24 protein-coding genes and 2 pseudogenes are annotated in these 25317 nt (G+C 73.1%); 12 read left to right on the forward strand and 14 right to left on the reverse strand.

The window, feature by feature from the left end:
- Positions 1–189 precede the first annotated feature (189 nt).
- Positions 190–1353, forward strand: a complete 1164-nt coding sequence (locus OTB20_RS10755) for an AI-2E family transporter (RefSeq protein ID WP_267816749.1) — start codon at positions 190–192, stop codon at positions 1351–1353.
- A 30-nt stretch (positions 1354–1383) separates the two neighbouring features.
- Here OTB20_RS10755 and OTB20_RS10760 read toward each other — a convergent pair whose 3' ends face one another.
- Positions 1384–1962, reverse strand: a complete 579-nt coding sequence (locus tag OTB20_RS10760) for a helix-turn-helix domain-containing protein (protein ID WP_267816751.1) — start codon at positions 1960–1962, stop codon at positions 1384–1386.
- 153 nt (positions 1963–2115) lie between these two features.
- On the opposite strand from OTB20_RS10760, the gene OTB20_RS10765 reads away from it, so the two are divergent.
- From OTB20_RS10765 to OTB20_RS10780, 4 genes are all read left to right on the forward strand, one after another.
- A complete protein-coding gene (locus OTB20_RS10765; RefSeq protein ID WP_267816753.1) occupies positions 2116–3243 on the forward strand; it encodes an aryl-sulfate sulfotransferase in 1128 nt (375 codons plus the stop codon).
- On the forward strand, positions 3240–4640 hold the full coding sequence (locus tag OTB20_RS10770; protein WP_267816755.1) for a uracil-xanthine permease family protein: 1401 nt from the start codon (positions 3240–3242) through the stop codon (positions 4638–4640). Before OTB20_RS10765 ends, OTB20_RS10770 begins: the two co-directional genes overlap by 4 nt.
- A gap of 82 nt (positions 4641–4722) precedes the next feature.
- Positions 4723–5610 carry a hypothetical protein gene (locus OTB20_RS10775; RefSeq protein ID WP_267816757.1) on the forward strand — a complete coding sequence of 296 codons (888 nt, stop codon included), beginning with the start codon at positions 4723–4725 and terminating at the stop codon, positions 5608–5610.
- Between the two features lie 67 nt (positions 5611–5677).
- On the forward strand, positions 5678–5929 hold the full coding sequence (locus tag OTB20_RS10780; protein ID WP_267816759.1) for a hypothetical protein: 252 nt from the start codon (positions 5678–5680) through the stop codon (positions 5927–5929).
- A 120-nt stretch (positions 5930–6049) separates the two neighbouring features.
- On the opposite strand, the gene OTB20_RS10785 is transcribed toward OTB20_RS10780, so the two are convergent.
- Entirely contained in the window at positions 6050–6670 is a 621-nt protein-coding gene (locus OTB20_RS10785; protein ID WP_267757636.1) for an L-threonylcarbamoyladenylate synthase, read from the reverse strand.
- Between the two features lie 363 nt (positions 6671–7033).
- Between OTB20_RS10785 and OTB20_RS10790 the strand changes: the two genes are divergently transcribed.
- Positions 7034–7783 (forward strand): ZIP family metal transporter, encoded by a 750-nt coding sequence (locus OTB20_RS10790; protein WP_267816761.1) that lies wholly within the window; start codon positions 7034–7036, stop codon positions 7781–7783.
- Here OTB20_RS10790 and OTB20_RS10795 read toward each other — a convergent pair.
- Complete coding sequence (locus OTB20_RS10795) at positions 7755–9140, reverse strand: cytochrome P450 (RefSeq protein WP_267816763.1); 1386 nt, start codon at positions 9138–9140, stop codon at positions 7755–7757. The genes OTB20_RS10790 and OTB20_RS10795 overlap by 29 nt on opposite strands.
- Before the next feature lie 272 nt (positions 9141–9412).
- Here OTB20_RS10795 and OTB20_RS10800 point away from each other — a divergent pair, with 272 nt between their 5' ends.
- Positions 9413–11137 carry a chloride channel protein gene (locus OTB20_RS10800; RefSeq protein WP_267816766.1) on the forward strand — a complete coding sequence of 575 codons (1725 nt, stop codon included), beginning with the start codon at positions 9413–9415 and terminating at the stop codon, positions 11135–11137.
- A 171-nt stretch (positions 11138–11308) separates the two neighbouring features.
- Here OTB20_RS10800 and OTB20_RS10805 read toward each other — a convergent pair whose 3' ends face one another.
- The 3 genes from OTB20_RS10805 to OTB20_RS10815 form a co-directional block, all read right to left on the reverse strand.
- Positions 11309–12283 (reverse strand): phosphotransferase family protein, encoded by a 975-nt coding sequence (locus tag OTB20_RS10805; RefSeq protein ID WP_267817115.1) that lies wholly within the window; start codon positions 12281–12283, stop codon positions 11309–11311.
- Between the two features lie 195 nt (positions 12284–12478).
- Complete coding sequence (locus OTB20_RS10810) at positions 12479–12640, reverse strand: carbohydrate-binding protein (RefSeq protein ID WP_267757631.1); 162 nt, start codon at positions 12638–12640, stop codon at positions 12479–12481.
- A gap of 215 nt (positions 12641–12855) precedes the next feature.
- A complete protein-coding gene (locus OTB20_RS10815) occupies positions 12856–13575 on the reverse strand; it encodes an NADPH-dependent F420 reductase (protein ID WP_267816768.1) in 720 nt (239 codons plus the stop codon).
- A 95-nt stretch (positions 13576–13670) separates the two neighbouring features.
- Between OTB20_RS10815 and OTB20_RS10820 the strand changes: the two genes are divergently transcribed.
- Entirely contained in the window at positions 13671–14705 is a 1035-nt protein-coding gene (locus OTB20_RS10820; protein WP_267816770.1) for a helix-turn-helix transcriptional regulator, read from the forward strand.
- Here OTB20_RS10820 and OTB20_RS10825 read toward each other — a convergent pair.
- Positions 14665–15354 carry an N-acetylmuramoyl-L-alanine amidase gene (locus tag OTB20_RS10825; RefSeq protein WP_267816772.1) on the reverse strand — a complete coding sequence of 230 codons (690 nt, stop codon included), beginning with the start codon at positions 15352–15354 and terminating at the stop codon, positions 14665–14667. The two genes, OTB20_RS10820 and OTB20_RS10825, sit on opposite strands and share 41 nt — an antisense overlap.
- A 169-nt stretch (positions 15355–15523) precedes the next feature.
- Here OTB20_RS10825 and OTB20_RS10830 point away from each other — a divergent pair, with 169 nt between their 5' ends.
- Complete coding sequence (locus OTB20_RS10830) at positions 15524–17716, forward strand: D-alanyl-D-alanine carboxypeptidase family protein (protein WP_267816774.1); 2193 nt, start codon at positions 15524–15526, stop codon at positions 17714–17716.
- A gap of 47 nt (positions 17717–17763) precedes the next feature.
- Here the strand turns inward: OTB20_RS10830 and OTB20_RS10835 are convergent, their stop codons facing one another.
- From OTB20_RS10835 to OTB20_RS10865, 7 genes and pseudogenes are all read right to left on the reverse strand, one after another.
- Positions 17764–18843: a sensor histidine kinase gene (locus tag OTB20_RS10835; RefSeq protein WP_267816776.1), complete on the reverse strand. Its 1080-nt coding sequence runs from the start codon at positions 18841–18843 to the stop codon at positions 17764–17766.
- Positions 18836–19531 (reverse strand): response regulator transcription factor, encoded by a 696-nt coding sequence (locus OTB20_RS10840; RefSeq protein WP_267816777.1) that lies wholly within the window; start codon positions 19529–19531, stop codon positions 18836–18838. Before OTB20_RS10840 ends, OTB20_RS10835 begins: the two co-directional genes overlap by 8 nt.
- A 98-nt stretch (positions 19532–19629) precedes the next feature.
- Entirely contained in the window at positions 19630–20334 is a 705-nt protein-coding gene (locus OTB20_RS10845) for a VanZ family protein (protein ID WP_267816778.1), read from the reverse strand.
- An 83-nt stretch (positions 20335–20417) separates the two neighbouring features.
- Positions 20418–21382, reverse strand: a pseudogene (locus OTB20_RS10850) (ADP-ribosylglycohydrolase family protein).
- A 123-nt stretch (positions 21383–21505) separates the two neighbouring features.
- A pseudogene (locus OTB20_RS10855) lies at positions 21506–21655 on the reverse strand (DUF4440 domain-containing protein); the annotation flags it as partial.
- 8 nt (positions 21656–21663) lie between these two features.
- Positions 21664–22404 carry a DUF2993 domain-containing protein gene (locus tag OTB20_RS10860; RefSeq protein ID WP_267816780.1) on the reverse strand — a complete coding sequence of 247 codons (741 nt, stop codon included), beginning with the start codon at positions 22402–22404 and terminating at the stop codon, positions 21664–21666.
- Positions 22401–23093, reverse strand: coding sequence for a TetR/AcrR family transcriptional regulator (locus OTB20_RS10865; protein WP_267816781.1), 693 nt, complete (start codon positions 23091–23093; stop codon positions 22401–22403). The genes OTB20_RS10860 and OTB20_RS10865 overlap by 4 nt, the downstream gene beginning before the upstream one ends.
- A 317-nt stretch (positions 23094–23410) precedes the next feature.
- Here OTB20_RS10865 and OTB20_RS10870 point away from each other — a divergent pair, with 317 nt between their 5' ends.
- The 3 genes from OTB20_RS10870 to OTB20_RS10880 all read left to right on the forward strand — a co-directional run bounded on the left by OTB20_RS10870 (position 23411) and on the right by OTB20_RS10880 (position 25306).
- Positions 23411–23899 (forward strand): MMPL family transporter, encoded by a 489-nt coding sequence (locus OTB20_RS10870; protein WP_267817117.1) that lies wholly within the window; start codon positions 23411–23413, stop codon positions 23897–23899.
- Positions 23900–24041: 142 nt separating this feature from the next.
- Positions 24042–24533, forward strand: coding sequence for a hypothetical protein (locus OTB20_RS10875; RefSeq protein ID WP_267816783.1), 492 nt, complete (start codon positions 24042–24044; stop codon positions 24531–24533).
- 14 nt (positions 24534–24547) lie between these two features.
- Complete coding sequence (locus OTB20_RS10880) at positions 24548–25306, forward strand: ribonuclease H family protein (protein WP_267816785.1); 759 nt, start codon at positions 24548–24550, stop codon at positions 25304–25306.
- Positions 25307–25317 lie beyond the last annotated feature (11 nt).

Here is a 25317-nt window from a genome sequence, read left to right on the forward strand (position 1 = left end):
CCGTCCGCCGTCCGGCCCGGGAAACCCCTGTGACCAGCGAACTCGCCGAAGGAGGGGCAACGCCCGTGGCTGCTCCTTCGGCCCAGCGCGGATGAGGCCTTCGGGCGAACGCGCTGCGCGGCGCACGGGCCCGCCGCCGCCGGGGTGATAGCCCGGGGGGACCAACACCCCCCGGAGGTCCGGCCGCACATGACCAGGCGACTCGTGACGCGGCCCGACCGGCGGCTCCCGCCCTCCGGCCGTCTGCGCCGCGACGGCCGCACCGGACCCGCCCGTACCCCGGCCCGTGCGGCGTCCGCGGCCGCGCGGACGGCGGCCCAGGTGCCCCCGGTCCTGCGGACGGCGGCGGCCTACGCCTGGCGGCTGCTGGTCGTCGGCGCGGCGGCGTACGCGGTCTTCGCCGTGCTGGGACGGTTCCACGAGATCGCCCTGGCCCTCTTCCTCGGCCTGGTCGCGGCGGCCATGCTGCGCCCGCCGGCCGCCCTGCTGGCCCGGGTCATGCCCCGCGGGCTCGCCGTGGCCTGCGCGCTGATCGGCAGCCTGGTCCTGGTGCTCGGCGCCCTCGCACTGGTCGGCGAGGCCGTCGCGGGGGAGTGGCCCGCGCTGGTACGGGAGTTCCGCGAGGGGCTGGGCCGGATCCAGAGCTGGCTCCAGGGTCCGCCCCTGCGGCTGGACCCGCACGCCCTGGACGATGTCCAGTCGAAGATCGGCACCTACCTCTCCAGCCACCGCTCCACCCTGCTGAGCACGGCGCTGAGCGGGGCGGGACGGGTGGTGGCGGTGTTCACCGTGGCGGCCCTCGGACTGTTCTGCTCGGTCTTCTTCATCCACTCGGGCGACCGGCAGTGGAGCTGGTTCTGCGGACAACTGCCGGAAGGCGTAAGGGAACGGGTGGCGGGGGCCGGACGTGCCGCGTGGCGTACCTTCACCGGCTACACCCACGGCATCGTGCTCGTGGCCGCGACCAACGCCGTCCTCGTGGGCATCGCGCTCTACCTCCTCGGCGTCCCGCTGGCCGTCCCGCTCGCCCTGCTGGAGTTCGTCGCGGCGTTCGTCCCGCTCATCGGTTCCCCGGTGGCCCTCGGGGTGGCCGCCGTGGTCGCCCTCGCCACCCAGGGGCCGCTCGTGGCAGCCCTGGTGGTCGCGCTCATCGTGGTCATCGGCCAGATCGAGGGGCACCTCCTGCATCCCCTCGTGATGAGCTGGGCGGTGCGCCTGCACCCGATGGTGGTGGCCCTGTCGGTGGTCGCGGGAGCCATCGCCGCGGGGATCGTGGGGGCCGTGGTGGCGGTGCCCCTGGTCTCGGTGGCCTGGTCCGTCCACCAGTACCTGCGCACCACCCGCACGAGCTGACGTACAGGGTCTCCCCGCACGTCTCCCGCGTCAGCTCCGGGGGTCCACGACGGCCTCGACGTGGTCGGCGACGGCGACGAGCAGCACCCGCGTACCCGCCTCCAGCGCCCGCCAGCGGTGCTCCACCCCGCCGGTGAGGTACAGGGTGTCGCCGCGGCCCAGGCGATGGGTCCGCCCGTCGGCCTCGACCTCGGCCGAGCCGTCGGCAACGTACATCAACTCGTCGTTGCGGTGCCGGAACGCACGCCCGCCGTCCTGGTCCCCGGTGAACTCCAGCGCGTGCATCTGCTGCTGACCGCGTACGAGCGGACGGACCCGGGCCGTCGGATCCAGCCCCGGATCGAGCCCGGGATCGGCATCGGCCCGCACGATGTCCACCCTGCGCGGGGTCTCCCCGGCGGCCAGCAGCTGCACGGCCGTGGTGTCCAGGGCATCGGCCACGCGCTGCAGCGAACGCATGCTGGGGCGGGCCCGGTCGTTCTCGACCTGGCTGAGGAAGGGCGAGGACAGTCCGCTGCGCGCGGCCACCTCGGCGAGGGTGAGGTCCAGGGCCCTGCGCCGTCTGCGGATGCTCGCACCGATCCTGCGCTCGGACGTCTCTTCTTCCACCTGACTGCCCCTCGTTTCCCCTCCGGAGACGATCATCTTCCCGCACTCCGCCGCGGGCTTCGCACGCCCTTCACAGTGCCGCAACAATGCCCCGCTAACTTCAAACATGATTGTTCGTATCAAAGAAAGTTTCACGCTTCGCAGGAGGACAGCATGCCCCCGGTCGACCAGAACTTCCGCCGCCGCCGCGGCACCGGTCTCATCGCCCTCGACCCCAACGCCTCGGAAGGCGGGTACACGCTCTTCGCCCCGCTCACCGGCACCGGCGAGGTCTACCTGATCGACATCCGCGGCGAGGTGGTCCACGAGTGGCGGCTGCCCTACCGCCCCGGCCGGCACGCCCGGATCCTCGAAGGCGGCAACCTGGCCTACAGCGGCGTGCTCCCCGGCGAGGAGGCCCTCTTCCCGATGTGGCACAAGTACCGCGGCGGCGTCATGCTCGAAGCCGCCCCGGACGGCACCGTCCTGCGCGAACACCGTGACCCGCTCCAGCACCACGACGCCCACCACCTCGGCGGCGGCCGCGTGCTCTACACCGCGGTCGAACCCCTGCGGGGCGCGGACGCGGCGGGCGTGCTCGGCGGAGTCCCCGGCTCGGAGGCCGACGGCACGGTATGGGCCGACACGATCACCGAGGTCGACGCCGACGGCTCCGTACGCTGGTCGTGGAGCGCCGCCGAACACCTCGACCGTGCCGAATACGCCCTGCACCCCGACTACGCACGCGAGCACTGGCCGCTCGTCAACAGCGTCGTGCCGCTCGCCGACGGCAACGTCCTCGCCAGCCTGCGCAGCGTCTCGGCCGTCGTCGTCATCAGCCGGGAGACCGGCGAGATCCTCTGGCGGACCGAGCCCGGCGCCGTCTCACAGCAGCACGCCCCCACCGAACTGTCCGACGGCAGGGTGCTGGTGTTCGACAACGGCGTCTTCCGCCCCGGATCGGACGTCCCGTACTCCCGCGTCATCGAGATCGAGCGCTCCTCCGGCAAGATCGTCTGGGAGTACCACGACCCGGCCCGCGAAGCCTTCTTCGCCCCCTTCATGGGCAGCGCCCAGCGCCTGGCCGGGGGCAACACCCTCGTCACCGACTCCCCGTCGGGCCGCCTCTTCGAAGTGACACCCGAGGGCTACCTCTGCTGGGAGTACGTGGTCCCCCACTTCGGCGCCTACCAGGAGTCCGAAGTCCGGGACCTGTTCCCCTCCGAACCCAACGCTGTCTTCCGCTCCTACCGGTACACCGCCGAGGAGCTGCCCTGGCTGGACAGAGAGGCCTCCCGGTGACCGCCCCCTCCACGAAGCCCACACCGCTGAGCCCGCTCAGCCCGGTCGACGAGCGGCTGCCGGTGCGCCGACTGGCCCCGCTGTCCGCACAGCACGTACTGGCCATGGTGGCCGCGCCCGTCTCCACCACCTTCCTGACCGGCCAGGCCCTCGGCCTCACCGCCGCCGGCACCGCCTCCCTGCTCAGCGCCACCCTCGTGCTCTGCGGTGCGGGCACCCTCCTCCAGTCCCTGGGACTGTGGCGGTTCGGGGCCCGGCTGCCGTTCGTCATGCTCCCCGGCGGGGCGGCCACCGCGCTCTTCATCCAGATGGCCAAGGACCACGGCCCCGCGACCGCGACCGGCTCGGTGCTCCTCGCCGCGGCGCTGCTCTTCGCCGTACTGCCCTTCTACGCGAAGGTCGTACGGCTCTTCCCGCCCGTGGTCATGGGCGCCACCGTGCTGCTCATCGGGATCGCCATGATCCGGGTCGCCGCCCAGCTGGTCACCGGCCGCCCCGGGAGCCCCGGTTACGCCGCGCCGTCGGCCGTGGTGCTGGCCGGCGCGACCATCGCCTGCACCGTGCTGTTCCTCATGGTGCTGCGCGGAATCTGGCGGCAGACCGCAGTGCTCCTCGGCATGGGCGCGGGCACCCTCATCGCGCTCACGACCGGCCTCGGCCACCTCGCGCCCGCGGGCGGAGCCGGCGGGGGCCCGACCCTCCCGCACCTCCTCCCGTACGGAGCACCGCACTTCGACGTGCTCGCCGCGCTGCCCCTCCTCGTCTTCAGCCTCACCACCCTCGCGGAGATCACCGGACAGACCGTGCTGAACAGCGAGACGGTGGGGCGCGAGAGCGACCCCGCCCGAGACGTGCCCCGGGTGGCCAGGGCCGACGCGCTGATCTCGGTGTTCGGCGGGCTGTTCGGTACCTCGCTGATGGTCACGAGCGCGGAGAACATCGGCATAGGGCGGCTCACCGGTGTCCGCAGCCGCTTCGTGACCGCCGGGGCGGGGGTTCTGCTCATTGCCGTCGGCCTGCTGGCGCCCGTCTCCCGGGTGCTCGCCTCGATCCCCGCGCCCGTCGTCGGCGGATCCGCCCTGGTGATCTACGGGATCATCGCGGTGATGGGCATCGACATGCTCGGGCGGACGGCGCCCGGCTCCGCCGGGGGCTCCACCGTGATCGCGCTGGCCCTCACCGCCGGCCTGCTCCCGGTGGTGGCTCCTGACCTCTACCAGGGGTTCCCGACCTGGGCCCGGACGGTCCTCGGGAGCGGAGTGGTGGCGGGCACGCTCGCCGCGGTCCTGCTCCACGCCCTCTTCCGCGCGTTCGCAAGCGGCGGGGACGGCGGGGACGGCGGGAGCGCGGAGGGCGGCGGGACCCCGCCCGTGCGGTCCGCCCGCCCCGCGGACTGACGGCGGCGACCGCCGGGCCCGTCCCGCGGCTACCCTCACGCGTCGAAGGCGGGTACAACTGCTGTGCGAAGAGGGGGAGCGGATGCTGCGCGATGCGCGCGAGTGGTTCGGCGGTGCGGCCGACGGGGAGATACGGGCACTGGAAGAGGTGCCCGGCATCGATCCGGAGCGGCTGCGTGAACTATGGTGCGCCGAACCGGAGTTGATGCTCCGCCTCGACCACCTGCACACGGCTGCGCAGCGTGCCTTCGAGCGCCGCACGCGCGACGCGGTCACCGAGGAGCTCCTGCGCGCCCTGCGCGCCGTGGCCCGGGGCGCGGACGTGGCCCGGCTGGAGGCGGCGGTCGCGCGGGCCGGGACGCGGCTGGAGGCCGATACGGCCACCGCGGGCGCGCGCGGCCTGAACACCGGACTGACGTGCGGGATCGTGGTCAGCCCGGTGGTCCTGGTCGTGGTCCTCGCACTGGGGGAGTGGGTACCCCGGCTCTTCGGCGTCGACCTCGGCTGCCAGGAACAACTGGCCCTGGCCCAAGCCCTGGTGTGCTTCGCGGGCGGCGCGATGGGCGCGGTCTTCAGCGTGATCATCCGGCTGCGCGACCCCCGGCAGCTCGTCCTCGAAGGGCCGGGAGGGGCCGACCGGGCCACGGACCCGGTCCAGCTGTCCCGGGCCCTGCGTCAAGAGGGCTGGTACCGGGTGGTGGTCGGGTGGTTCCTGGCCACCGCGCTCTACCTCCTCGTCGGAGGCGGGATCCTCACCGTCCTCACCCCGCCGGCCGCCCCGGCCGGACTGTGCGGCCCGGGCCCGCTCTCCGCCGACGGGCACGGGGCCCTGGCCAAGGCCTGGTTCTTCTGGGGAGCCCTCGGCTTCCTGGCGGGGCTCAACGAACGGTGGGCGCGCGGTCTGCTGCGCCACCCCTCGGGACCCCGGGACGAGGCGGCCGGGCCGGGGGATGACGCACGCCGGTCGTAGCCGTGCTCCCGGGACTTGAAGGCGGCGCCGGACGGCACGTTGCGCGGGAGCCGGTTAGCGTCGGGGGATGAGTACCGAACCGCAGAACTTCGAGATCCTGCTGGTGCCCGAGCACGTGGTGGAGGGGTCCGCCGACGACGCCGTCCGCTCGGCCGTGGTCGCGCCGACCGGCGAGAGCGGTGCCTCCGGCTATCCCCGCTACTCGGGTGACGGGATGGTGGCGGACATCGACCCGGTCACCCGAACGGTGGAAGCACTCCTCGTGGACGGCTCCGAGCTCGACTACGGCCTCAAGCCCGTCCTGCACCCGCGCGCCTGACCCACCGTCCCGGGGCCGGGTGCCCGGGCCCCTTCGCGGGGGCCCGGCCCATCCTGCGAGGGCCCGGCCCGCCCTGTGAGGAGGGCCCGGCCCACCCGGCGACGGCGGCCCCGCCGTCGGTCACTCGAAGCGGGTGGTGTCCCCCGCGCCTCGCCGGACGATCTCGGCCTCGCCGCTGGAGAAGTCGATGACCGTAGTCGGCAGCGTCCCGCAGTCGCCCGAGTCGACCACCATGTCCACGACGTTGTCGAGCCGGTCCTTGATCTCCCAGCCCTGCGTCATCGGCTCCGCCTCGTCCGGCAGGAGCAGCGTGCTCGACAGCAGCGGCTCGCCGAGCTCGGCGAGCAGGGCCTGGACCACGACGTGGTCGGGGATGCGCACGCCGACCGTCTTCTTCTTCGGGTGCTGGAGCTGGCGCGGCACTTCCTTCGTCGCCGGAAGGATGAAGGTGTAGCTGCCGGGGGTGGACGCCTTGATCGCACGGAAGACGTCGTTGTCGATGATGACGAACTGGCCGAGCTGGGCGAAGTTCTCGCACACCAGGGTGAAGTGGTGGCGGTCGTCGAGCTGCCGGATGGACCGGATCCGGTCCACCCCGTCACGGTTGCCCAGCTGGGCGCCCAGCGCGTAGCAGGAGTCCGTCGGGTAGGCGACGAGGCCACCGGAGCGGATGCCGTCGGCGATGCTGCCGATGGCGCGGGGCTGGGGGTTATCGGGGTGTACGTCGAAGTACTTTGCCATCCGTCGAGCCTACGGGATCCGGCGGTTCCGGCACTCTGGTCGGGCGCTTCCCGAGGGCGGGTCGAGCGAAAAGCGGCCGCTCTCCAACCGGCGGAGCGGGTACGGCGTCGGTTTCCAGGGCCGCTCCTTCACCCGTCCCACCAATCCATGATCGAAAATCCCTGCCGCCATCAACTTTCAGGCCCTTTCCCCGCAGGGAATCGCCCAAATGCCCGGAGGGACCCGCGCCGGCGGTGATTCCCGTCACGGCGGCCCGTCCGGCCGGGGCGGAGGGCATCAAAGGCCACAATGAGGGCAGCGGGGATGAGGGGATCGGGAACCGGGAGGCCGGCGGACCGGGAGACCAGGGGAAGGGAACGCACCTTGTACGACGCACTTGCGGCAGGCGCCTGGGGGCTCCTCGCCGGCAGCGCCCTGCTGGCGGGCGCGGCCATCGGCACCTTCTTCGCGGTACCGAGGCAACTCATCGCCCTGATCATGGCGTTCGGATCGGGCGTGCTGATCGCGGCGGTCTCCTACGATCTGATCGCCGAGGCCCGTGACACGGGCGGAATGCTCCCGACCGTGCTCGGTACCGCTGCCGGCGCGGCCGTCTACAGCGCGGGCAACGCCCTGCTGGCCCGGCGCGGCGGCCGGCACCGCAAACGCTCGGGCGGCCACCAGCCCTCGGAGGAACAGCAGCCCGGCTCGGGCAGCGCCATCGCGATGGGAGCGGTACTGGACGGGGTGCCCGAGTCCGTGGTGATCGGCGCGAGCCTCCTCGGCGGCGGATCCGTCGGACTGGCCACGATCGGAGCCGTGTTCATCAGCAATATCCCCGAAGGCATGGCCAGCGCCGCCGGGATGCGCACGGCGGGCCGCGGCCGCCGCTACGTCTTCGCGCTCTGGGGCGGGATCGCCCTGCTCAGCGGTGTGGCCGCGCTGATGGGCAACGCCCTGCTCGGGGACGCCCCACCGGAGGCCCTCGCGGCTGTCACGGCCTTCGCGGCCGGCGCGATCCTCGCGATGATCGCCGACACCATGCTCCCGGAGGCCCAGGAGAACGCCCACCTCGTCACCGGTCTGGTGACGGTGGCGGGATTCCTCACCGCCCTCGGTCTCGGTGAGCTGTGAGCGTGGCCGGCGTCGGCCCGTCCGGCCGCACCGTGATGCTGTAGGCGGCCTTGTCCGGGATCGACCGGAAGACGGGCCTGTGGGCCGGCAGCAGGTGTTCCAGCAGCACGGTCGTCTCGCGCAGCGCGAACTGCAGCCCGAGGCAGGCACGGGGGCCGATGCCGAAGGGTACGTACCCGCCCGGGACGGACGGCCGGCCGCCCGGTGCGGTGAAGCGCAGCGGGTCGAAGCGCTCGGGATCGGGCCACAGTGCGGGGTCGCGGTGGGCGAGGTAGGGGCAGACGACCACGTCGGTGCCCGCCTCCACGGCGTAGCCCGCCAGGACGTCGTCCTCCACGGCGTGCCGGGGCAGGATCCAGGCGGAGGGGTACAGCCGCAGCGTCTCGCTGACCAGGGCCTGGATGGCTTCCCGGCGCTCCGGCGAGCCCTCGCCGCCCGCCGCGAGGGCCCGCTCGCGGGCCTCCGGATGGCGGTCGAGGAGCAGGTACAGCCACGTCAGCGTGGAGGCCGTGGTCTCGTGCCCGGCGACCAGCAGGGTGACCAGCTCGTCGCGGATCAGCCGGTCGGTGTACTCGGGCCGCTCGGCGGACGCCCCCACCAGCAGGTGCAGCAGCCCCGGACCGTCGGGACCCGCGGAACCCTGGCGGGCGGCGGCGATGGCGTGCCGGGCCACGGCGTCGATCCTGGCCAGATCGGCGGCGACCGCCTCCCCGGCATCGGCGGCGTCGGCGGGCAGCGTAGGCAGCGCCGCCACCACGGCCGCGACGGCGGTGAGTTCGCGCTCGGTGTCCGCGTCGAGGGGGTGGCCGGTGAGGGAGCGCCAGATGGTGTCGAGGGCGAAGCGCCGCATCTCCTCGCCGACGTCGAAGACCTCCCCGGTCCGGGCGTACGCGGCCCAGCGCCCGGCGGTGGTCCGCGCGGCCTCGGCGATCCGCTGCTCGTAGCGGCGCATCCCGGTTCCGGTGAACTGGGACTGCAGGAGACGCCGTTGCCGCTTCCACGCCTCGCCGGTCGCGGAGAGCACCCCCTCACCGATCAGCAGCCGGGCCCGGTGCGAGCGTTTGACGTAGCGCTGCGGATGCTGGGCCAGCACGTGCTGGATGGCCCCCGGATCGGTGACCAGCACGGTCGGCCGGCTCCCTGAGCCGCCCCCCGACCCGCTTCCCGCGCCGCCCCCCGACCCGCCCCCGGGACCGTCCCCGAGCCGGAACGCGCCGACTCCGCCGAGCCGTCCGCACACCTCGGCCAGCAGCTCCACGAGCTGGCCTCCCCCCGCGCTCCACCGCTCCACGACAGAGGGGTCCAGCTCGGGGACCGGGGGGCTGAGGCGGCGTACGGGACCGGCTTCGATGGCCATCGGTGTTCCCCTGTTCGTCCGTTCGGCGGCTGGTACTCCGCCCGCACCGGACCGGCGGCAGCACGGACTGTACGGGACCGGGAGCGGGCGGGGGTCGCCCTTCGGCCAGGCGGCACACCGTCGCGGACGGGTCCCGGGATGCGCCGGACGGGTGTACGTCCGGCCCGCCTCCGGGCCGTGGCGGGAGGCGGCCCGTTGGATGGGTGGTCCGGGGGATCGTGGTCAGGGGCCGGGGCGCGCGATCGGCAGAGCATCGGTTCCTGAGGAGTGACATGGGTCCGTTCTCGGCGGTCGGGGCACGGGACGCACTGCGCCGTACCGAGGCCGCGATGCTGCTGCCCGCGCTCGTCGTCGGCGCCGGGGCGGGGCTGGGAGCGGTGGGCTTCCGCTGGCTCATCGAAGTGTTCACCCGGATCCTGTCCGGCCACGACGACTACTCCGACGCGGGCCACGCGGACAACCCGTACGTGCCCTGGCTCGGACCGTACTTCGTCCTGCTCGCGCCCGTGGTCGCGGGCGCGCTCTACGGGCCGCTCGTCTACCGGTACGCCAAGGAGGCGCGCGGCCACGGAGTCCCCGAGGTGATGTACGCGGTCGCCCGCCAAGGCGGCCGGATCCCGCCCCGGGTCGCGGTGGTGAAGTCGCTCGCGTCCGCCCTGTGCATCGGCGGCGGCGGTTCGGTGGGCCGCGAAGGTCCCATCGTCCAGATCGGAGCCGCCCTCGGCTCCACCGCCGGAGCCCTCCTGCGCATGCGCGAGGAACAGATGCGGCTGCTGGTCGCCTGCGGCGCGGCCGGCGGCATCGCCGCCACCTTCAACGCACCCCTGGCCGGCGTCTTCTTCTCGATGGAACTGATCCTGCGCGACATCACCGCCCGCGCCTTCGGCCTGGTGGCCGTCTCCGCGGTCACCGCCAGCGTGATCGGACGCGCGGCCCTCGGCGACGAACGGTTCCTGGACCTGACGCCCGTGAGCGCGGACCACGTGGCCGCGTACGCCCTGTACGTGCTGCTCGGCGCGGTGGCCGGCGGCGTCGGAGTGCTCTTCTCCAAGGTGCTGTACGGGGTCGAAGACCTCTGCGACGCCGTCTGGCGCGGCCCGGAATGGCTGCGGCCGGCGGCCGGCGGCATCGTGCTGGGCGCGATCCTGCTCGCACTGCCCGAGATGTACGGGGTCGGCTACCCCGTCCTCGGCAAGGCCGCGGTGGGCGGGTACGCGATCGGATTCCTGCTGGTACTGCTCGTCGGCAAGATCATCGCGTGCAGCGTCACCATCGGGATCGGCGGCTCGGGAGGTGTCTTCGCGCCCAGCCTCTTCGTCGGCGCCATGCTCGGCAGCGCCTTCGGACAGACGATGGGCCACCTCGCGCCCGGAGTGACCGGCCCCGCCATGACCTACGCCGTCATCGGCATGGGCGCGGTCTTCGCCGGTTCGGCCCGCGCGCCGATCACCGCCGTCGTCATCATCTACGAGCTGACCGGCGAGTACGGCATCATCCTGCCGCTGATGGCCGCCATCGCCGTCGCCACCGGAGTCAGCCACGCGCTCAGCCGCGACACCGTCTACACGGCCAAACTCCTCCGCCGCGGCGTCGACTTGGACCTGACCGGCCCGGCCGCGATCGAGGTCCGGACCGCGATGGGACCGCCACCGCCCGCGCTGGCACCCGGCACCGGCCTGCGCGAGGCGGTCACGGCGATGATCGAGGCGGACGCCGGACGCCTCCCGGTCGTCGACCGCCACGGCCGCTACGAGGGTGCGGTCAGCGCGCTCGCCCTCTCCCGGGCCCTGCACGACGGCCTGCCCGAGAGCGCGCCCGTAGAAACGGTACGGGACCACCCGCCGACCCTCCTCGCCGGCCAGTCCCTGCAGGACGCACTCCCGCTCCTGGCCGCGAGCGACGGCGACGGCCTCCCGGTCCTCGACGAGGAACGACTCCGCCTCCTGGGCTGGGTCTCCCACCGCTCGGCCCTGCACGCCCTGCACCCGCCCACCTGATCCGAGCCCGCTGCGGAGGGGACTCCCCGACACCAGGTCCGGAGCCGCGCGAGCATGAACATCCGCTCCTAGCAGGACAGTTGTCGGATCGACGCGAACCCCGCGCCTATCCAGGGGAGGGGGCGTCGGCATCCTTTCCCCCTCCCGTACTACGGCTGGGCATCCGGGAAATCAGGCGGGGATCAGGGCCAGGGCCTGCTTCAGGTTGTACTCGGCGATGCCCGCCATGAACGTCCGGTCGGGGAAGTCCCCGTCGAGCAGCCGCAGCGGCCCCGCCGTGAGCGAGAGTCGCTGGGCGAGCAGGTAGAGCGCGAGCCGGTCCCCGTCCAACCCGGCCACACCCAGCGGCCGGTAGGCGTCGTGCAGGCGGATCCGCAGGAACACGTGCTCCCACTCGACGTCGAAGTACATCAATCCCTCGATGTCGATCACCACCGGGTTCCCGTCCGAGTCCACCAGCACGTGGTCGGGCCCCAGTTCGCCGTGCACGACCGCGTACTCCCTGCGCGGACGCACCGTCGCGGCCAGCTCCCGCAGCCGCTCCTCCAGCCGGTCGCGGGCGTCCCGGACTCGCGGATCGCGCGAGGCCGCCTCGGCGAGGTCCCGCAGTGCGCGGTCGAGGACCACTGCTTCGCACGAGGTACCGCGCGAGGTTCCTCCTCGGTCGACCACGGCCACCTTGCCGTACGCCGGTGCTCGGTGGCCCCGCATCGCCTCCAGCGAATCCGCGAGTCGGGCCAGGGCACGAGCAGCCGTACGCGGATCGCGCGCGAGCAATGTCTCAAGGTTCTCCCCCGGGAGGTCCTCGACGATCGCGAGGTCCGCCGGGCAGTGGGCGCCGTCGGCGTCGACGAGGCGGATCGCCGGGACGCGGACGCCGAGCGCGTCCAGCCGCGCGTGCGCGGCCTGGAACAGATCGAGCCCGAGTCCGGGCGAGAAGGGGTCGCCGAGGTCGTCATCGCCCGCGGCCGTCGGCCAGTAGTTCTCGGCGTCGTCCCACAGATAGGCGATCGCGGTCGTCGCGTCGTCCATCACCAGGCGGTACACGCCCTTCTTACTGCCGCCCGAAACCCGCTCGACCGCCTCCAGCCGCCGCCCGCCGCCCAGCGCGGCCCGCGCCGCCCCCGCCAACCACTCCCGCGCCACTGCCCTGGGTGCCACGTACCGAACCGCCTCTCCACCACGCCAACCCGCGCACCCTACGGGAGCACCGATGCGGTGACGATGGGGTTTACCCCGGATCCGGACACGCACCGGCTCTGGCCCGCTTCGGGGCCGGGCCGGGTCACCGCTTGCCCGAGGAGACAGTCCCCGACCTGCCGGCCCCGGGCAGCTGACCGGTCACACCGAGTACGGCTGCCACAGCTTCACGGCCGTCTTCGGGTTGGACGCTGAGTTGGACTTGTTCGCCACCAGGCAGCGGTACTGCTTCCCCTGGTAGGAGACCCGGTCGTTCGCCGAGTACTGCCGGTTGACTTTCCAGTCCGAAAATCCTGCTGCCATGTCTCGGTACCTTTCATCGGGCCGGCCCACTGCCGGGCCCGCCCGAATCCTCGCACGTCGGGGCCCTGCTCGGCCCGGAGCGGGCGCCGCTTGGCGTCCTGGTCGGCTGTGACCGCTCTTCCGCGATGTCCACGGCAGCCGGTGGGTCGGGCTCGCGCCGGTGATCCCGGTCGGAGACGTCGTGAAGATCACCGGTGTCGACGGCCTGGGCCGGTTCAGCGCACGACCTTGATGCCGAAGTGGCCGCCGAACCGATGGCCGAGGCCGAAGCCGATGGCGGAGTGCATGTGGGCGTACATCTCCATGCCGCGGGCGCAGACCAGGGGGCCGAGGTCGAGGATGTCGGTCCAGCCGTAGGCCTTCAGCAGGTCGGTGACCTGCTGCTTGGCGTCGGCATGGTCGCCGGCGACGAACATGGTGTGGTCGCCCTCGCCGATGGCCTTCGGGTTGACCACGGTGGTCTGCTCCTGCGTGACGAACGACTTGACCAGTTTGGTGCCGGGCAGGGCGCGCTGGATCTGCTCGCCGAGGCTGTCGGTGTCGCACGGGTCGAGCTTCGGCATGACGCCCCACGGCGTCGGCCACGGGTGCTCGCTCTCGTGCTGGTAGACGAACGGGACGCCGTAGTCGACGAGCGTCTTGCCGTCGAGCCGGCCGGCGATGGCGGACAAGGCCGCCACGGCGTTGTGGCCGTCGATGCCGTTGATCACGAGCTCGTCGGCCGAGGCCGCGGCCTCGCCGAAGGGCAGCAGGGTGATGCCGGGGTGGTCGGCGAGCCACTGCCCGTAGGGCACGTTGCCCATCATGTCGGGCTCGGTGCGGGCCAGGGTGGCCCGGGGGTCGCGGGTGCCGACGAACACCTCGTGGCCGAGCTCGGCGAGCTTGGCGGCGTGCGCGCGGCCGCCGCCACCGGTGCCGAGGACAGTGATCTTCATGAGGGAACCTCCCGGTTTGGTGCTTGATGGGCAGGTTTCACCGTAGGGGAATTTCAGGACAGGAGGTGTCCTTTGATCCGGGCATAGTGGAATGCATGACGAGTGACACGACCGCCCGGATGCTGCGTCTGCTGTCCCTGCTGCAGACCCGGCGGGAATGGGCCGGCCTCGACCTGGCCGGCCGGCTCGGGGTGACCGTGCGCACCGTACGCCGCGACATCGACCGGCTGCGGGAGATGGGTTACCCCGTAGACAGCGCCCGCGGACACGGCGGCGGCTACCGCCTGGCCTCCGGTACGGATCTGCCACCGCTCCTCCTCGACGACGAGGAGGCCGTCGCCATCGCCGTCGCCCTGCGCACCGCCGCGGGTGGACTCACCGGGATCGAGGAGACGGCCCTGCGCGCACTGGCCAAGCTGGAACAAGTGCTGCCCCGCCGCCTGCGCGGCCAGGTCGCCGCACTCCAAGGGTCCGTCACGGGCATCACCTGGGAGGACCGCGGGCCGCGCACCGACCCCGCCCTCCTCGCCGCGCTGGCCGTCGCCTGCCGCGACCACGAGATCCTCACCTTCGACTACACCACCCGCCCGGGGGCGACCTCGGCCCGCCGTGTCGAGCCCTGCCATCTGGTCGCCTCGGGCAGCCTCTGGTACCTCCTCGCCCACGACGTGGACAAGGGCGACTGGCGCGTCTTCCGCCTCGACCGCATATCGGCCCCGACCCCGACCGGCCACCGCGTGCCTCCCCGCCCCGTGCCGGGTGAGGACCCCGCCTCGTTCGTCGCCCGCCGGCTCTCGGCCGCACCCACCCGTTACCGCGCCGTCGCCACCGTCCACGCATCCGCCGACCACGTCCGAGCCCACACCCGGGGCCTGGCCACGCGAATCCGGCCCACAGCGGACGATGCCTGCCTCGTCGACGCCTCCGACGACTCCCTGACCCGTGTCGCACAAACCCTCGCGGCCCTGGGCGACGCCGACTACACCCTCGACGCCGACCCGCAGGTCCTGCGCCACCTCCGCGACACGGCGCACCGCACCCTGCGCGCCACGGGGGAACGCGAAGGCTCTCTCCGGCCGCCCGACCGGTCTATTCCAGGGCGGGCAGGAGGCCGCGCACCCGGCGGATGATCTCGGCGCGCTGGCCCGACCGGAGGGTGCCGGGGCACTCGTGTCCGCCCCACCCGGCGCCGCCCATGGCGTGGACCCCCAGACCCGGGTGGTCCGGGCGCTCGCTGACGGCCGGCGGCCAGCCGTGTGCGCGGGCGCCCCAGGCGTAGATGCGGGCGACGGCGTCCACCTGCGCCTCGGTGAGCGGCCGGGTGGTGAAACCGGAGGTCTCGACCGAGGACCACGCACCGTTGCCGTCCACCTGCGCCCAGGCCCGGTCCAGGACGGACACGTACTGCTCCGTCTCCCCGTCCCGGGAGACCCAGAAGTGGGAGGAGGCCTTGATCCCCGGGGTGCTGAACCGCTCGTACAGAGAGCCTTCGCCCTCCTGCACGTGGAGCACGAGCCCCCGCTGGGCGTCGCGGGAGCCGCGGACGAAGTTGCGTTCCAGGGGGATCGCCGCAGCCCCGGGCATCCATCCGGAGGCGGGGGAGGTGGTGGGCCGGTCCGCGGACGGACCCGCCGCCCTGCCGCGGTCGTCGTGGGGCTGTCCGGAGCCGCCGGACCGGGCGGCCAGGAGGGAGCCGGCCGACGCGGCGAGGAACAGCCCGCCACCGGCGAGCAGGCGTCGCCTCGACAGGGCCGGGGGGCCGGGTTTCCTGTGGTTCATGAGAGGCGTCCGGTTCCTGGTGGTGCCCAGCGTGGGGGAACTGGCGATTCTTCGGGGCGCTCATGATGGGGCCGTGATCGTTTGATGATCGTTTGATGACGGGTGCAGGCCCGTCCCCGGCCGCCCGGATTGTGACCAACTGGTCATCTCGTGCGCATGACCTGCGCATATGGGGTGCGGAGACTGGCATCCGATCCAGAACGGCACGAGCAAGGCGGTGTACGGCATGACGGCGGTACCGGTGGAGGGCGAGAAGCCCCGCGCGGCGAAGGACGGGGACCCGGCGAGGAAGCCCGGGGCACGCGACGCGCAGGCATCGGAACCCGCGTCGGCGTCCACCTCGGAACCCGCGTCGGCGTCGGGGTCCGCGTCGGAACTCGGGCTGCGCTCCGATACTCCGGCTCCGACCGTGCCGGGGCCGAGGACGGGTCAGGATGCGGACGCTGCGGCCGAGCAGGTGGCTGCGTCCGATCCCGAGTCCGTCCCCGGGGCCGAGGTCGTGCCCGTGCCCGTCCCTGCGCCGGGGTCCGAGGCCGTGGAGCGGGAGTCCGGACCGGAGCCGCAGATCCTTCCGGAGGCGGCTGTCCGGGACGTGGCCGTACCGCGGCAGGAAGCGAAGCCGGAAGCCGAGCCGGAACCGGAACCGGGCCTGCCGGCGGGTCCGAAATCCGTCCCCGAGCTGGACCGGGCGACGGCAGACGGCCCCGGGACCGGCACCCGTACCCGTACCCGTACCCGTCCCGAGTCGGACTGCGAGAGGACGAGCACGTTCATCGCGCTCAAGCCGTTGGACGACGCCCCCTCGGCGTCGGCACCGACGCCGGTACGGGTACCGGCATGGGCGTCGGCTCCACCACCCGCCTCCGCCCCCGCGCCGGTACCCGTACGGCCGTCCCCGGCCGAGCCGAAGGCGGCGTACGCCCCGGCTTCGGGATCCTGGCCCATCCCGGCTTCGGCCTCCGCCCTGGCCTCCGCCCCGGCTTCGGCCTCCGCGCCGAGAACGGTCCCGGCCCCGGAAGCCGCCCCCGCCCCCGAGGGCACCGCCGAGCAGCCGTTGCCCGCGCTCGACCTGCTCGCGCAGCTCACCAACACCCCGCCGCCGTCCGCGACGCCCGGCCGGACGGTGGCGCGCCGGTTTCGGATCTGGGTGCCGCCGCTGCTCCTGCTGGTCGCCGTACTGGCCGTCGTACAGGCGCTGCGGCCCCTGCCCGACGCCGCCCTCACCAGCGGGAACGCGGCGTCCGCCGTCACCCTCGACGGCCGTTTCGACGTGCCCTGGCCGGAGAAGGGGCAGGCCGCCGTACGGGTCGGCGGCGCGGGTGACGTGGGGACGTTCGGGGAGCAGAAGCCCGTGCCGACGGCCAGCGTCGCCAAGGTCATGACGGCGTACGTGATCCTCAAGGGCCACCCGCTGAAGAAGGACGAGGCAGGCCCGCGGATCGAGGTCGACGCCAAGGCCGTGGCGGACGGCACCTCGGAGAGCGAGTCGCGCATCGAGGGCCTGACGGCCGGGACCCGCTTCTCCCAGCAGGAGATGCTGAAGATGCTCATGATCCCCTCGGGCAACAACATCGCCCGCCTGCTGGCCCGTTGGGACACCGGCAGCGCTTCCGAGGCCGCGTTCGTGGAGAAGATGAACGCCGAGGCCCAGGCACTCGGCATGACCTCCACCACCTACACCGACCCCAGCGGGCTCGATGCCAAGACGGTGAGCACCGCCGTCGATCAGCTGAAGCTGGCCGAGGAGGTCATGAAGCTCGACGCGTTCCGCGGGATCGTCCAGATGGCCGGCGCCACCGTCCCGGGCCTGCCCAAGCAGCTCATCAACAACAACGGCAGCCTGCTCGTCTCCAAGCTCAGCATCAGGGGCATCAAGACCGGCTCCAGTTCGGCGGCCGGCGGGGCGCTGATGTGGGCGGCGTACAAGACGGTGGGCGACAAGACCCCGCTGCTCCTCGGCACGATGCTCGACCAGCACGTCACCGGCTCCGACCCCAGCGGCTCCAACAGCCTGATCCTCGTCAAGGACAACAGCAAGAAGATCATCGAGGCCGTCCGCGCGGCACTTACCTCGGCCGTCGCGGTCAAGAAGGGCCAGGTCGTCGGCTACGTGGACGACGGGCTCGGCACCCGGACCCCGGTGGTGGCCACCCGGGACACGGCCGTCGTCGCCCTTCCGGGCCAGCGGATCGAGCTGAGCCTGGCCGTCGGCGAGAAGGGGCTCCCCGCGCAGGCGCGGGCCGGCACCGAGATCGGGGTACTGACCATCGGCACCGGGCCGGGTGCCCAGACGGCCCCCGTGGCGGTTCAGAAGGACCTGTCGGAACCCTCCCTCGGCGCGAAGCTCGTACGCCTTCCCTAGGACGGCGCGGCGAACTCGCCGCCGGGCGCGGCGCCGTCCGCGGGCGGTTACGGCGTACCGGGGAGCCGGACCGTGACGAGGAGGCCGCCTGCGGGGCGCGGGGTGAGGTCGAGGGTTCCGGCGTGGGCGCGGACGACGCTGTCGACGATGGCCAGGCCGAGGCCCACGCCGGCGTGCTCGTCGGTGCGTAGGCGGTCCGCTCCGCGCCGGAAGGGTTCGGTGAGGGTCGGAACCAGTTCGGGTGACAGACGCCGGCCCGTGTTCTCGACGCGGAGCACGCTCGTGTCGCCGTGCGTCCGCGTGTGGACCGTCACGGTGCCGCCTGTGGGGAGGTTGTGGACGACGGCGTTCTGGACGAGGTTCGTCATCATCCGCAGGAGCAGTTCCGCGGACCCGCTGGTCCGGGCCGTCCCGCCGGTGACGTCGAGGGTGATCCCGCGCCGTTCGGCGAGGGGGAGCAGCGTCTCGGCGGCCTCTTCGGCGACGAGGGAGAGGTCGACGCTCTCGCGGATGAAGGTTCCGCTGTCACCGCGGCTGAGCAGGAGGAGGGCCTCGGTGAGGTCGATGGCCCGTGTGTTGACCGAGTGCAGGCGTTCGATGAGTTCGCCCCGGTCGCGCCCGGGGTCCTTGCGGGCGACGTCGAGGAGCGTCCGAGAGATCGCCAGCGGGGTGCGCAGCTCGTGGGAGGCGTTCGCGGCGAACCTCCGCTGCTCGGCCACGTGGGAGTCGAGTCGTCCGAGCATGGTGTCGAACGCGTCGGAGAGTTCGCGGAACTCGTCCTGACGGCCCCGCATGTGGATCCGGTGGGACAGCGACCCGCTTCCGGCCAGCCGCGCCGCATCCGTGATCTGCTTGAGCGGTGCGAGCATCCGGCCGGCGAGGATCCATCCCCCCAGGAGACCGAGCACGAGCAGGCAGGCCAGTGCCGTGGCCGCGGCCGGGGCGAACATGTGCAGGAGGAGGTAGCGGTTGGGCGAGACCCCGAGCAGGCCCTGGGAGTTGTCGGGTACGTAGCGCAGCAGGTACACCCACACCACGGCCAGCAGAAGGGTGCTGGCGAGGAGGAGGAATCCGACGTAGCTGAGGGTGAGTTTCAGTCGGGCGCTGAGCCCCGGGCGCCTACGCATGCGTACCGCCGGGGCCGGCGGTGTCCTGGCCCGCGCCGATCCGGTAGCCGACGCCGGGCACCGTAGTGATGACCCATGGTTCGCCGAGCCGTTTGCGCAGCGCGGACAGGGTGATGCGCACGGCGTTGGTGAGGGGGTCGGCGTTCTCGTCCCAGGCCCGTTCCAGCAGCTCTTCGGCGCTGACGACCCCGCCCTCGGCGGCGACGAGGACCTCCAGCACGGCGAACTGTTTGCGGGTGAGCGCGACGTAGCGTCCGTCGCGGAAGACCTCCCGGCGGAACGGGTCGAGTCGCAGGCCCGCGATCTCGCGGACCGGCGGCCGGGCGTACGCGCGTCTGCGGTCGAGCGCCCTCAGCCGCAGGACGAGCTCGCGCAGCTCGAACGGTTTCGTGAGGTAGTCGTCGGCGCCGAGCCCGAACCCGGAGGCCTTGTCGTCGATCCGGTCGGCGGCGGTGAGCATGAGGATCGGGATACCGCTGCCGGAGGCGACGATGCGCCGGGCGACCTCGTCTCCGGAGGGGCCGGGGATGTCGCGGTCGAGGATCGCGAGGTCGTAGGAGTTGACGCCGAGCAGCTCCAGGGCGCAGTGGCCGTCGCCCGCGATGTCGGCGGCGATCGCCTCCAGCCGCAGACCGTCACGGACCGCCTCGGCCAGGTAGGGCTCGTCCTCCACGATCAGTACACGCATGTCCGAAGCCTAAGCAGCGCGACATATCGCCGTCGTATGCAAGGACGTACGCAAGTGCAAGGACGTACGCAAGGACGTGTCCCTACCGGACGAGCGACTCAGCCCACCGGTGTCAGAACGGGGCGGGGCTGGTCCGAAGGCGCCTGTGCGGTGGTGCGCCACCAGCGGCGCGAGGCCAGTGCGGCCAGCGCGGCGCCGACCGCGTTGACCAGTACGTCGTCCACGGAGGACACCCGGTCCAGCTGCAGTACGTACTGCGCGGTCTCGACCAGGACCGAGCAGCCCGCCCCGAGCGCCAGGATCCGCGGCACGGAGGCCAGTGCCGCGAACCGCATCGGGGCGAAGAACCCCAGCGCCGCGAAGACGAGCAGATTGCCGAAGATCCCGAGCGGGCCCATCGTGACCAGGTCCCGCAGGGGTACCAGGCTGAACCGGCCGGGGACGACGCCGGCCCCGGCGCCCGGCATCATCGTCATCCATGTCCACGGCACCGTCCCGTGGACCATGCCCACCTCGGCCAGTGACATCCGCCACGCCGATGCGACACCGGCGCCGCGCCGGACGCGCGCCAGAGCCCACACCACCAGCACGGACAGCGGAAGCAAGACCAAGGTCATGAGCACGACACCGTTGAACGTGTCGAAGCAGCCGTGCCACCGCCCGGCCCCGCACGTCGGAGCGGCCATCATGAGCGGCTGTCGTACGAGGAACAGGGCGCCCGCCATGCCGAGGACCGCGAGGCCGAGGAGCACGATCCTGAGCGTGCGGCGGGGCGGTGGCGACAGGGGTGCGGTGTGGTTCATGCGCCCATTGAAGGCGAAGGGCCGTCGCGGTGGCGTATCCGGTTTTCGATACACCCGCGATACGCACGCTCCCAGGACGGCCTTCAGTCCGGCGACGGCTTCGCACGCTCGGGCGCCTGCCGTTCGGGCGTCCACCCGCTCCACGCGGGAAGGGCCTCGCGTGCCGCGAGCCAGTCGGCCGGGACCCCGCCGGTGCCGGTGCGGGCCGCCACGACCCCGCCCGCGATCGCGCAGGTCGTATCGCGGTCGCCCCAGCCGCCGACGGTCTGCCACAAGGCCTCCGGCAGGTCGTCCAAGTGGCTCGCGGCGCACCACAGGGCGAACGGCACGGTGTCCGGTGCCGAGATCCGCCACCCCGAGCCCAGCACGGACGCGGCACGGGCACCGACGTGCGCGCGGGCAAACCCGCGGCGAACCGCACCCCGGCACCGACCTCGCTCCCGAGCACGTACCCGGCGACCTCCCGGAGGAACTCGGTGCGCAGTGGGGCGCTGCGGCCCTCGCTCGCGGCCGCCAGCGCGGCGGCCACCGCCACGGCGACGGCGCCCGCGACCGCCTCCGGGTGGGCGTGCGTGGCCAGTGCGGACAGCCGGGCCTGCGCGGCGGCCTCCTCCGGGTCCCCCCGGAACCAGGCGCCGAGCGGTGCGACCCGCATCGCGGCGCCGTTGCCGTAGGAACCCTGCCCGTCGAACTGCCCGTTGGTGACGCCCCGCCAGTCCTCGCCCGCGCCGATCCGCCCCAGTACCTCGTGCATGGACGCCCCGTACTTGCGCCCGTCGTCCCGCTCGTACTCGGCGGCGAACTCCCGCGCCAGAGCGCCGGGCCGGACTTCCCCGTGGGCCGTCAGGTGGGCGAACAGCACGAACGCCATGGCGGAGTCGTCCGTCCACCGCCACGGAGCGGGCCGGAGCCCGCGCGCCGCCCATTGCTCCTCGATGTTCTCGCCGGAGAGCGTGAACCAGCTGTCACCGAAGGCGTCGCCCATCACCAGCCCGTCCAAGGCGCCACGGGCGGAACGGCCGGAACGGGTGTACGGCGGGCTGCTCATCGGGGGTCCTCGAGGCGGGGGGCGGCGGACTGGTCCGGTCATCCTCGCCGTCCGCGGATGCCGGGCGCGAGCCGATTAAGGCTGGTCCGCGACAACCCCGGTGTTCTGGCAGGCAGCCAGCGGTCAGCAGCCGTCGGCCTGCTTCGAGACCACCTGCAGCGGTGCGCCCTCGCTCTCCTCGCCCGGGCACAGGTAGCGCTGACGGACCTTGACCGCGGCGACGTCGGGGCGGACGAAGAGCACGTGGACCACCGCGTAGGTGACCTCGCCGTCTGGGAAGGCTAAGCCGACGTGCAGCGGCTGTCATCGGCATCGGGTGCGGCGGACTTGGCGAGGGAGGCGTCCAGGGTGAGGCCGGCGCCGGTGGTCCTGGCTCCGGTGAGCCGGACGCCGTCGGGCAGGTCGCCGACGTCCACGGTCCGGGGCGCGAGGCGCTCGGCCAGGCCGGCCGCGCCGGGCAGCCCGCTCACGGTGGCTATCGGCAGTTCGCGGCCCAGTACGGTGACCGTCGTCGGTGTGATCGTGAGGCCGGTCGCCGTGGCGCTGGTGCTCGCGTGCACGGTGATGGGGAGGCCGAGGCCGCCCACGGTCCCGGTGAGGGTGAGCCCCTTCGCGTCGCCGCCCACCGTCAGCCCTTCGGTGCCCGCGGCGGCCTCCCCGGAGTCGGCCAGGCGCTTTTGCAGGGCCTCGTAGGGGATGGTGGCCGTCGCCCGGCCGCCGCTCATGCCGCCGTCGCGCGTGACGTCGTACAGATCGGCCTTGATGTCCATGTCGGTGTCGGCACGGTGCACGCCCCGGGCCGCCAGGTGGACGGAGCCGACCTGGCCGGTCAGTGCGCGCAGTCCGGCGAAGGCGCCGGAGAGTTCGGCGGTGACGGGCCCGCGGGCCTCGAGGCGGCAGCCCGCCGCCCGTGCGATGCGGTCCAGGGCGGTCTGTTCCACCACGGTGTCGGCCACGAAGACGGCGGCGAGGGCGGCGGCCACTCCGGCGGTGACGAGTACGGGGGTGCGTCGGAGCTTCATTGCGGGGCGGATCCGATCTGCTTCAGCATCCCGAAGGCCTCCAGCAGGAGCGAGGAGGGCGGGGTGTCGGTGAGGGTGCCGTTCGCGCGGCGCCGGCGCTGGGTGCGCAGGACGGCGCGGACGGCGGACAGGGCGGCGCCCGCGATCACCCCGGCGCGCAGGTCGGCCTCGGGGGTGTCGGCGGGGAGCCGGTTCAGCACCAGGAGCGTGAGCCGGTTCTCGCAATCGGCGAAGAGCTGCACGAGTTGGGCGGCCACCACGCGCTCGTCACCCGCGATGGCCACGGAGTGGGTCAGGGCCGTCAGGCTGGAGGCGGCGAACGGGGCCACCGCGGAGATCAGGGCGTTGCAGACCGCGTCGAGGGGATCCTCCTGCGGCGGGCGCCGGGCCAGTTCGGCCTCGACGTACGCGAACAGGTCCACGCTGTCGGGCAGGAGCAGGGCTTCCTTGCTCTCGAAGTAGCGGAAGAAGGTCCGCTCGGAGACGTTCGCGCAGGCGGCGATGTCCGCGACCGTGGTGCCCGCGAAGCCGTGCTCGGCGAACAGTGCGGCGGCGCCCTCGCGGAGCAGCTTGCGGGTCCGCTCCTTCTTCCGCTCGCGCAGCCCGGAATCCGGCTCCGGCTCCGAGCCGGAGCCGGATGGGGGCGCGGGTGCGGCTGAGGAGGCGGGTGCGGCCGGATCTTGGTTCACGGCCGAAGCCTAGCAATCGCGTCACCCCTGTCAATTGTCACCCATGACAATTGACAGCTCCGCCAATTGTCGGTCCTGACATTTTCCGCTTATGGCGCTTCGTGTCAGTCCTGCCACTTCTTGGAGGCGTCGTGCATTCCCCCAGCCGCCCGCACCACGGGCCGAGGCCTCCCCCGTGAGCATCGTGAGCAGCTCCAGAAGCCTCGGCCGCCTGGGCCGCCCCGGAGCCTTCTGCGCCCGCCGTTCCGTCCGGGTGATCGCGGCCTGGCTCCTGCTGCCGGCCGGCGCAATGCTCGCCGCCAGCTGGCCGCCCCGGTCTGCAGCGACCAGTCAACCTCCCCAGCACGCAGTCCCGTACCGGCGCCGACCTGCTGGCCGCGTCCGCTCCGGGGATGGGCGACCCCAACGGACGCGTGGTCCTCCACGTGGACTCCGGCTCCCTGGCCGGACGGCGCCAAGCCGTCGACGAGAGCGTGGCCCGCCTCGCGCGGATGCCCCACGTCACCGCCGCGTCCCCGGTCGCCACCAGCGCGGACGGTCGTACCGCCTACACGACGGTGTCCTACGACCGGCAGGTCAAAACCCTCGGGCACGCCTCCACCGCCACCCTCGACACGGCCACCGCCGAGGCCCGGGCCTCGGGCGTGGAGGTCGCCTACGGCGGGGACCTGAACCAGATCGTGCGGCCGCCGGCCGACGACAGGACCGGCGAGGCGGTGGGCGACCTCGTGGCCCTGCTGATCCTCCCCCTCGCCTTCGGCAGCGTCGCCGCGGCCCTGCTGCCCCTGGTCACGGCGCTGGTCTGACCGTCACCGGAACGGCCGCGCTGGCCCTCGTCCCGGCCGCCCTGGGCCTGGTGGGACGCCGGATCGCGACCGGTTCGCGCTGCGCCGCCCGGTCGCCGAGACCTCCGGCGACCACGACGGCTGGCACCGCTACACCGCCCAGGTGGCACGGCATCCGTGGAAGTTCCCGACCGCGGGGACCCTGCTGCTCGCGGTGTGCGCCGTACCGCCCTTCTCCATGCGCCTCGGCCACGTCGACGACGGCGCCGACCGGTCGGGCAGCACCACCCGTAAGGCCTACGACTGGATCGCCGAGGGCGAGGGACCCGGCTTCGGCCCCGGGGCCAACGGCCCCTTCGTCCTGGTGGCCGACCTCCACCACGCCGCGGTCCCGGCCGACCGGATCGCGGCCGAACTCACGTCGGCGCTGCGGGACACGGCCGGGATAGCGTGTGGTCCTGGACGCGACCGTGGTGCGGCTGGTGCTGGTGCCGTCGGCGATGTTCCTGATGGGCCGGGCCAATTGGTGGCTGCCGCGGTTCCTGGACCGGGTCCTGCCACGGCCGGACACCGACGACCGGCCGGAGCCGTCGCCGGAACCGGACGCGGCTACAGCCACAGCCACAGCCGCGGGCACGAGCAGCGCTCGCGGTGAGGCATGATCGGGGGATGTCTGATCGCATCATCGCCGCCTGCGACGGGGCGGCCAAGGGAAATCCCGGGCCGGCCGCCTGGGCATGGGTCATCGCCGACGTCCACGGGCACCCCGAGCGCTGGGAATCCGGGCCGCTCGGCCGGGCCACCAACAACGTGGGTGAACTCACCGCCCTGCAGCGGCTGCTGGAGGCCGTTGCCCCCGGCACGGCCGTTCAGGTGCGGATGGACTCCCAGTACGCCATGAAGGCCGTGACCCAGTGGCTCCCGGCGTGGAAGCGCAACGGCTGGAAGACGGCGGCGGGCAAGCCGGTGGCCAACCGCGAGCTCGTCGAGAGCATCGACGCCCTGCTGACCGACCGGGACGTGGAGTTCCGCTACGTCCCCGCGCACCGCGAGGACGGCGACCACCTGAACGCGATCGCCGACCAGGCGGCCAGCGACGCGGCCGTCAGCCAGGAGCCGGCCGGCACCGCGCTCGGCCACGCGTCCATGCCCGTCCCGGCGCAGGCCCGCAGCACCCCGGCCCGTAGCGCCCCCGCCCGCGGCGCCTCCGCCCGCCGTACGGCCGGCGCCGCGCCGGCCGGGGGCCCGGAAGCCGCCAAGAGCGCGCCGGCCACCAGGCGTACGAGCCCCGGCCGGGGCGGCGTGACGATCAAGGCCAAGTTCCCCGGCACCTGCCCGTGCGGGAAGCAGTACGCGGCGGGGGAGAAGATCAGCAAGCTCGGTTCGCGCTGGGGCCACCCCGACTGCGGCGACGCCGACGCCGGGTAGCCCCCCGCCCG

The sequence above is a fragment of the Streptomyces sp. H27-H1 genome (genome assembly GCF_026627445.1).
Lineage (GTDB): Bacteria > Actinomycetota > Actinomycetes > Streptomycetales > Streptomycetaceae > Streptomyces.

Bases quoted from the DNA above. Each gene is read 5' to 3' on its own strand.
- OTB20_RS10755 (WP_267816749.1), top strand. From the start codon at position 190: ATGACCAGGCGACTCGTGACGCGGCCCGACCGGCGGCTCCCGCCCTCC.
- OTB20_RS10765 (WP_267816753.1), top strand. From the start codon at position 2,116: ATGCCCCCGGTCGACCAGAACTTCCGCCGCCGCCGCGGCACCGGTCTC.
- OTB20_RS10775 (WP_267816757.1), top strand. From the start codon at position 4,723: ATGCTGCGCGATGCGCGCGAGTGGTTCGGCGGTGCGGCCGACGGGGAG.
- OTB20_RS10780 (WP_267816759.1), top strand. From the start codon at position 5,678: ATGAGTACCGAACCGCAGAACTTCGAGATCCTGCTGGTGCCCGAGCAC.
- OTB20_RS10785 (WP_267757636.1), bottom strand. From the start codon at position 6,670: ATGGCAAAGTACTTCGACGTACACCCCGATAACCCCCAGCCCCGCGCC.
- OTB20_RS10795 (WP_267816763.1), bottom strand. From the start codon at position 9,140: ATGGCCATCGAAGCCGGTCCCGTACGCCGCCTCAGCCCCCCGGTCCCC.
- OTB20_RS10800 (WP_267816766.1), top strand. From the start codon at position 9,413: ATGGGTCCGTTCTCGGCGGTCGGGGCACGGGACGCACTGCGCCGTACC.
- OTB20_RS10810 (WP_267757631.1), bottom strand. From the start codon at position 12,640: ATGGCAGCAGGATTTTCGGACTGGAAAGTCAACCGGCAGTACTCGGCG.
- OTB20_RS10815 (WP_267816768.1), bottom strand. From the start codon at position 13,575: ATGAAGATCACTGTCCTCGGCACCGGTGGCGGCGGCCGCGCGCACGCC.
- OTB20_RS10820 (WP_267816770.1), top strand. From the start codon at position 13,671: ATGACGAGTGACACGACCGCCCGGATGCTGCGTCTGCTGTCCCTGCTG.
- OTB20_RS10825 (WP_267816772.1), bottom strand. From the start codon at position 15,354: ATGAACCACAGGAAACCCGGCCCCCCGGCCCTGTCGAGGCGACGCCTG.
- OTB20_RS10830 (WP_267816774.1), top strand. From the start codon at position 15,524: ATGGGGTGCGGAGACTGGCATCCGATCCAGAACGGCACGAGCAAGGCG.
- OTB20_RS10835 (WP_267816776.1), bottom strand. From the start codon at position 18,843: ATGCGTAGGCGCCCGGGGCTCAGCGCCCGACTGAAACTCACCCTCAGC.
- OTB20_RS10840 (WP_267816777.1), bottom strand. From the start codon at position 19,531: ATGCGTGTACTGATCGTGGAGGACGAGCCCTACCTGGCCGAGGCGGTC.
- OTB20_RS10845 (WP_267816778.1), bottom strand. From the start codon at position 20,334: ATGAACCACACCGCACCCCTGTCGCCACCGCCCCGCCGCACGCTCAGG.
- OTB20_RS10860 (WP_267816780.1), bottom strand. From the start codon at position 22,404: ATGAAGCTCCGACGCACCCCCGTACTCGTCACCGCCGGAGTGGCCGCC.
- OTB20_RS10880 (WP_267816785.1), top strand. From the start codon at position 24,548: ATGTCTGATCGCATCATCGCCGCCTGCGACGGGGCGGCCAAGGGAAAT.